The 6,595-nt window shown below is 44.5% G+C and carries 6 protein-coding genes; 3 read left to right on the forward strand and 3 right to left on the reverse strand.

All coding sequences use genetic code 11. From position 1 onward, the window contains the following. The coding region (locus A3757_RS11820) for a hypothetical protein (protein WP_369819547.1) at positions 1 to 2,257 on the forward strand (2,257 nt) is incomplete at its 5' end. Between the two features lie 82 nt (positions 2,258 to 2,339). Here the strand turns inward: A3757_RS11820 and A3757_RS11825 are convergent. Then, positions 2,340 to 3,875 (reverse strand): fatty acyl-CoA reductase, encoded by a 1,536-nt coding sequence (locus A3757_RS11825; protein WP_068514241.1) that lies wholly within the window; start codon positions 3,873 to 3,875, stop codon positions 2,340 to 2,342. A gap of 322 nt (positions 3,876 to 4,197) precedes the next feature. Here A3757_RS11825 and A3757_RS11830 point away from each other — a divergent pair, with 322 nt between their 5' ends. Continuing rightward, on the forward strand, positions 4,198 to 4,554 hold the full coding sequence (locus A3757_RS11830) for a YibL family ribosome-associated protein (protein WP_068508013.1): 357 nt from the start codon (positions 4,198 to 4,200) through the stop codon (positions 4,552 to 4,554). 65 nt (positions 4,555 to 4,619) lie between these two features. Here A3757_RS11830 and A3757_RS11835 read toward each other — a convergent pair whose 3' ends face one another. Both A3757_RS11835 and A3757_RS11840 read right to left on the reverse strand, forming a co-directional pair. Continuing rightward, a complete protein-coding gene (locus A3757_RS11835; protein WP_068508010.1) occupies positions 4,620 to 5,321 on the reverse strand; it encodes an LrgB family protein in 702 nt (233 codons plus the stop codon). An 11-nt stretch (positions 5,322 to 5,332) separates the two neighbouring features. After that, positions 5,333 to 5,686, reverse strand: coding sequence for a CidA/LrgA family protein (locus A3757_RS11840; protein ID WP_068739095.1), 354 nt, complete (start codon positions 5,684 to 5,686; stop codon positions 5,333 to 5,335). 185 nt (positions 5,687 to 5,871) lie between these two features. On the opposite strand from A3757_RS11840, the gene yeiP reads away from it, so the two are divergent. Continuing rightward, positions 5,872 to 6,447 (forward strand): elongation factor P-like protein YeiP, encoded by a 576-nt coding sequence (yeiP, locus tag A3757_RS11845; protein WP_068514246.1) that lies wholly within the window; start codon positions 5,872 to 5,874, stop codon positions 6,445 to 6,447. The last annotated feature ends 148 nt before the right edge of the window (positions 6,448 to 6,595 follow it).

Consider the following 6,595-nt stretch of genomic DNA (forward strand, 5'->3'; position numbering starts at 1 on the left):
TACGCCGTTCATAGATATGATAAAGGTGGGTGATGAGCTTGTCTGGACTCGTATGGGGACTCAAAGCCCGGTACTTGTACCTGGCGATATTGTCACGCTAATCGGCTCAAACTTCGGTGCAGGTGTGGATATAGATTTTAGCAAAATCATGCTGGGTAATACCCGTATTCTTGAAACTGATTTACGTATGTTTGATCAGAAGCTTGCTGTGTCAGATCAGGTTAATTACGAAACAGAGCAGCAAGTTGATGCATGGGATAAAAACGTTATTAGCTGGCAAGATGACCGTATTGTATTCAGGGTACCTGACCATGCTAGCAGCGGTCCCTTGATTGTGCAGGTACAAAAACGAACGGGTTATAATGAGTCCTTGCTACACCCAGGTTCTCCACATACCGTTATTGATGCACAGACCTCTCGTATTATCAGCGATACGTTTCAGCATGAATGTGACGTTGTGTCACAGCTGAGTGATGCCGTTGCCAGCACGCCGATTGATATAGATGTTAATAACCCGAACTTCTCTGATTTGGTGACAGAAGGTCGAAAGATATTCTGGTCGTACGACTACAATATTGGTGTCGCACATGCGGTACGAAACCTGGATTGGAAGGCGATCTTTAACTATCGTTCGTTTGACCCGGTTAAAGGAGGCTATGCTGACCCGAGAGAGTTGTTTGGCGCCTATAAAACGGTCAGAGGGCAAGTGCCGAATGAAGCGATGGATGATGTTTACTTTGATCCTTACCCAATGCCAACCCCGATCCCCGGCTTCCTCACCTTGGGTTCTGCCAAGCTTGAAGGCAATACAAAAGATACAGGTTGGGTAGGATATCGCTATGCAGAAGGTAATCACCCTTATACAGGGCCGGGTGAATTTGCCGGTTTCAACTGTGCGTCGTGCCACGGTTATCAAATCACTTACCAAAACGTCAATGGCGAAGATGAAACAAAGGTTTTCCCTGGCTTGCCTAACCCTGAATGGACCATGAAGTGGACAGTTTTACAGACGCCGCTAAAAACCTTCAAGGGCATTTATGAGAAGGAGCCAGGGCCAGACTGGGCACCGGAAGAAGAAAAAGTTGCCAAAGATATGTTGATCTATCATATGCCTGCCGGTGCCGGTGAGCATAACTTGGTTAGAATCAAAGGAGAGGGCAGCCATACCGATAATGATTATCAGTTTTCACCGATCGCAATTCCAAATGTGACCAACTATATGTCGATTCGACGTTCTCTGTCGCATACCGAATCCTATGTCGGTTTTGAAGGTTCTTATGTGCATGCAGAAGAGCCGGACGGTGCGCAAGGGGCAATGAGAAAAGCGCCTTTACAAGCCTTAACCGCGTACATGACCCAGCTTGATGAGGACGATGACTTACTACGTGAAATTGGTATGTATCGCTGGTTGAAGCAGAAGGGTTTACTTGTCGACCAAACAGAAACCGGTACAGTCATAGAGACCTATACCGAGATGGTACCGCAGCCGCCTAAGCGGGGCTGGTTTGGTATTAAGATACCTCAACCAGATAAAGAGGTAACGAAAACGCGCGAAATACCAGCATTGCAAGAAGGACAGTTTATTAGCCAGGGCTGGCAGTCCTATCCAAAAGTTTCTGCAGCGATAGCAAGAGGTAAAGAGACCTTCGATCGCGATTGCGGCAGCTGCCACAATGATGGCGTCGGTGCCAACACAAATGAAAAGATGTTGCGTTTGGATGAAGTTGGCAGATTTTTCTCTCCAACGATTTACCAAAAAGAGGTCGAGTCGATTCGCGCGACATTCTTACGTGATATGTACTGGGTGCAGAATCGTGGCTTGCTATCTGACGGTCACGTGAGAAATATGAGTGATCTGGTATCTCCAGCTCGTTGTGATAGCAACTCTGAAATGTACCAACAATATTACACCTTGCATGCACCGGTTCGACCTGCGCCCGGCTCTGTCGATCAGCCGATTACTACACCGGACTTAAATCGCAGAGGCGATGTATTCAGGGTGCCCAAGTCGGACTACATTACCAGGTTGGATCGAGGTTACAAGCGCAACCGCTTTATCGAAAAGCACAAATACTTTAGTGAAGTGTCTTGGGATGACGACCACTACTACTGGGATTACCAGAAGATGCGTCGTGAATTTGGTGTAGATGAAATGGGGACACCTGGCCCGGTTGGTTTACCAGCGACACCACACCCATGGTGTACATCGAATACTGAGGAGGTTTCAGATTTGGTTCAGTACATTATGACGCTGTAAGCTTGAGCGAGTAGACAAAGGCCAGCCCCGATTAGACTAAGGGAATGTTCAATCGGGGCTGGCTAAAGGCTCAGTTTATCTATTAGTCAGTAACGGACAATTCTTTGGTCTTCACCTGCTTAACCAGTGCATTTTTCGCAACTTCGTTTATCGCATATTTTTCAATGCCGGCTAAATGGGTTTTACCAAAATATCGATACCAGTTAATTAGCTTGGCATCGACAGGGAACTCTCCGTCAGACTTTTCGCCTAGCTCTTCAGCTAAGGCTAGTAGCTTGCCATTATGAAAGCGGTATTTGGGAAAACCATAAAAAGAAAACGTGGTCGACAAGGTTAAGGCTGTATCTATATTCTTGTGCATGCGGTTTTTGCGTTTTTTAAAGCCGATTTTTGATCGAACGTCTTGCAATATATCCAGCGGCACTTGAGCTGCTTTCATCGATGCTTCAAAGACAGACTTAGAGACAAAGGTAAATTCTTTCGAAGGCTTTTTAGCCTTAAACAGCTTTGGGTAGGCCTTGTAGTTTGATTGGGCTTCATCGACCATTGCGCGCTTTAGTTCAGCAACTGTCACCGGGTTAGATGAGCTGCTGCAGCATTGGTAAATGTTTGTTTCGCCGGGTGACTTCAGTGCTTTGGTCATGGACAGAATAACGCTATTAGCGACTAAGTCTGCGGGAATAATGTCCATTGCTGCATGCGGGTCAGCAGGGAAGTAAGAGATTTTTCCACGAGCGTAGGCAAATACAATGGCATCGGCAACTTTTATGCCTTCAATCCACCCAGGTACTGGCGCACGAAGTGTACTTTCGATAATTGAAGGTCTAAGTATGACAAGAGAGCTCGTATCTAGTTTCTCTATTAGTAGCTGCTCGCCAAGCCACTTTGTGAAGGTATAAGTGTCATTCCAGCCGTAGCGATGGGCTTGCTCGATCCCCAGGTCAACCAAGGCGTTCTTTTGTTCTTCTTTCGTGCTTGAGGGCAAAAATGCGCGTGCGATTCTGTCTTGTAGTGAATGGATTAAACCTTCGACTAGATAGTGACCTTGTGCATTGCGTGGGACTTTTCGTTTATATGGCCCTGTTGTCTCTTCGTAAATCTCACCTTTGTTTAAGCCATGAACATAGCATGTCGAAACCTGTACAACGGGTGTTACTTCTCCACGCTGCGATAATTCGATAATATTCTTTAAGCTTAAGGTGTTGATTGCTAGAGCCTTGTCTAGCGGTTCTCTAAAGTCGACACTCGCAGCAGAGTTTACGATGACGTCGATTTTTGAAGCAAGTTCATCAAAACTATCTTCGTCTAAGCCGAATAGCTTATCTGTTAGTTGGCCGCTGACGATGTTAAGTTTTGTCAGACAAAAGTTCTTGAATGCCTGTTCATCTAGGCTCTTTAAGTGTCCAAAGACTGAAGAGCTAAGTACTTCTTGCTCAAGACGTTCCTGAGCTGAATTGTATCGTGCGTTGCCGCGAATGAGTAAATGAATACTGGCAACATCGGGAGTGGATCGAATAATTTTTTCGAGTACAACTTTGCCGAGAAACCCGGTACACCCTGTGATTAAAATATTTTTCCCTTTGAGGGTCTCTTTTACCATTGAAGATTCTTGAGTCATCGCATACCTGCCTAGCACCTGAGTTAATCTGAAAGCCTTATACCCGAGTAAATCACAATATCCCGTATGGGGCTTGTTGTGCCGCAAGATACGGCAAACTATAAACATTTTTGGTGCGTAACTTCACAGTACGAGATGTTCATCACATTAATTTTTAGTAGTAGAGTATATGCACTAATTTTTAGTTTTTGGCTCGTTGTTATTGCTGGAGGCTCGGGTTATTTGAATTGTGATCGAATCCTTTGGTTAATTACTGTACAATCTCGCTCCCTTTGACTACTGCGTCTAATATTCAGTAGTTCCCTTTGCGCCAGGAGTTATCATGAGTTTCAAGCAAGACCTTCAAGCACTACAAAATACCTTAGACAAAAAACGGAATACCTTAGTGGCTGCAGAGAAGCGTTTTAATCAGGTATTGGTCGGGCAAACAAAGCGTGATATCGAGTCTATCAATAAACAGATTTCTGCTTTAAAGCAGGCTAAAGCTTCAGATGTAAGTAGTAAATGCGCTCAACTTAAGGCAATGAAGTTTCATCGAGCGCTTCTCAAAGAAGAGCAGGCAGACATGGGTAAACTCAAGAAGTCTGTGAAAGGGCTTGTAGTCGTGCATCCATTGACGGTGCTCGGTCGAGAGATGGGCGTGAGTGAAGTAACCGGGTATGCTAGAAAAGCGTTCTGATTATCAAGGTCTTAAGAGTCGTTATTTCCCGAGTGCCATCTCAGCGATGAACCAGGAGTGTGCTGCTAGAACAACCAGAAGCATAATGGCAGTAAGATCGCGGTAAAAATGCCATTGACGATCATTGCAAGAATCGAATATGCGCCGCACTTGGAACTAATTTCAAAAGCTTTAACCGTGCCAATGGCATGTGCGCTGAGCCCTAGGGCAAGGCCTTTTTCCTCGTCATTTGTAATATTAAAGCGTTTGAACACAAGCGGTGCAATGACTGCACCAAAAACGCCGGTAATCATTACAAAGCCAGCTGCTAAAGATGCGACCGCGCCAGTTTCTTCTGAAACCAGCACAGCAACCGCTGTGGTGACCGACTTGGTGAGCATGGCAAGAATTGACTCGTCACTTGCTTTGAACAAAAGTAAAACGCCTACCGCAAGCAATACCGTCAAAAAACCTCCCAAGCATATTAGGGCGATGAGAGTCTTTATTTTTGAACGCATATGGCGGCCTTCATAAAATAAGGGGATGGCTAAAGCAACAATTGAGGGCGCCAGGAACCAATGAATTATTTGTACTGATTCGAAGTAATCTTGATACGAAATATTCAGTGTTAAGAGCAGCGCGATCATGGTCCCTGAACCGAGGAGTACAGGTTGCAATAAAGGGTGAAGGCCTGACTTAAGGTAAATTCTTCTGACTGCCCAGTAAACGGCTGCTGTTGTTAATATCATAGACAGGTCAAAGAAGTAGGGGAGCTTAAATTCAGACATTAGTTCCACCGCTAAGACTCCTCAAGTTCTTGGCTTTTTTCTAGCTTTTCGATCAGCCAAGGCGTGGTCACTAGGGTAAAGATAACGCTGCTGGAAATTGCTATCAGAATCGCTAGCCATTCTTTTTTTATCAGGTGCCAGTGATCCATAATGCCAATACACGAAGGCATGATTAGCAAAGGAATCAGAATAGTCAGTACTTGGCTGGAGCAGTCTAAAGAGGCCCCTGTTTTGCCCCGTAATACACATATACCGGTCAATAACAGCAGGCCTAGAATCGCACCAGGTACCGGAATGTTAAACAGTTCAGTGACTAATGAAGCGAAGATGCTTATCGCACATAAAATTAGCAAACCAAAGATCATTAATATTTCCTGTGAGTTGGGGCGGCTATTTTACACATATTGGGTCATTAAATTTAAGTTTGTGTATCATGCAAAATAACGTTGCTTATAGAGATAGATATGAAACTCTTTTATTACTTCACCTTATCAATTCCAAGTTTACCCGACTATAATAGCGCCAAAACAATATTCAGGAGTTAAAACGAATGCCTAAAGCAAGTGAAATTAAGAAGAACGCTGCCGTTGAAATGAATGGTGAAGCTTATATTGTTCGCGATATCGAGCGCTCTGTTCCACAAGGCCGTGCAGGCGGAAGTTTGTATCGTATGCGTATGTACAATGTGGCGACAAACCATAAGATTGATGAAACTTTCAAAGACTCCGATATGCTGTCACTTGCAGATTTGGACCGCCGCCCGGTAACTTTTTCATATGCTGATGGTGATGAATACGTTTTTATGGATAGCGAAGACTACTCTTCATATAGTCTGGATAAAGAAAGCATCGCTGATGAGTTATTGTTTATGGCCGAAGATGCGCAAGGCTTGCTGGTTGTGATGGTAAACGAGGCTCCGGTTGCACTGGAGTTACCTAGTACTGTTGAGCTGGAAATTGTAGAAACTGACCCAGCTTTAAAAGGTGGCTCGGCTACCGCGCGTACCAAACCTGCAATCTTAACGACGGGTTTAACGGTACAAGTGCCAGAGCACATTTCTACTGGTGACCGTATTAAGATCAATGTTGAAGAGCGCAAGTTTACTGGGCGAGCAGAGTCTAAATAATTTTTTCGCGTCGGCGTTTGAGATAAAGCCTTTATGCCGATAGGTGAGGCAGGCAAGTAAAAATGCCTGCCTAAAATATTAAATAATTTGTTGAAAAATAGAAGCTTAGCGTCTTTACTTAATGTAAATATTTACATTGAGGGTGGTC

The sequence above is a fragment of the Oleiphilus sp. HI0117 genome, assembly GCF_001635235.1.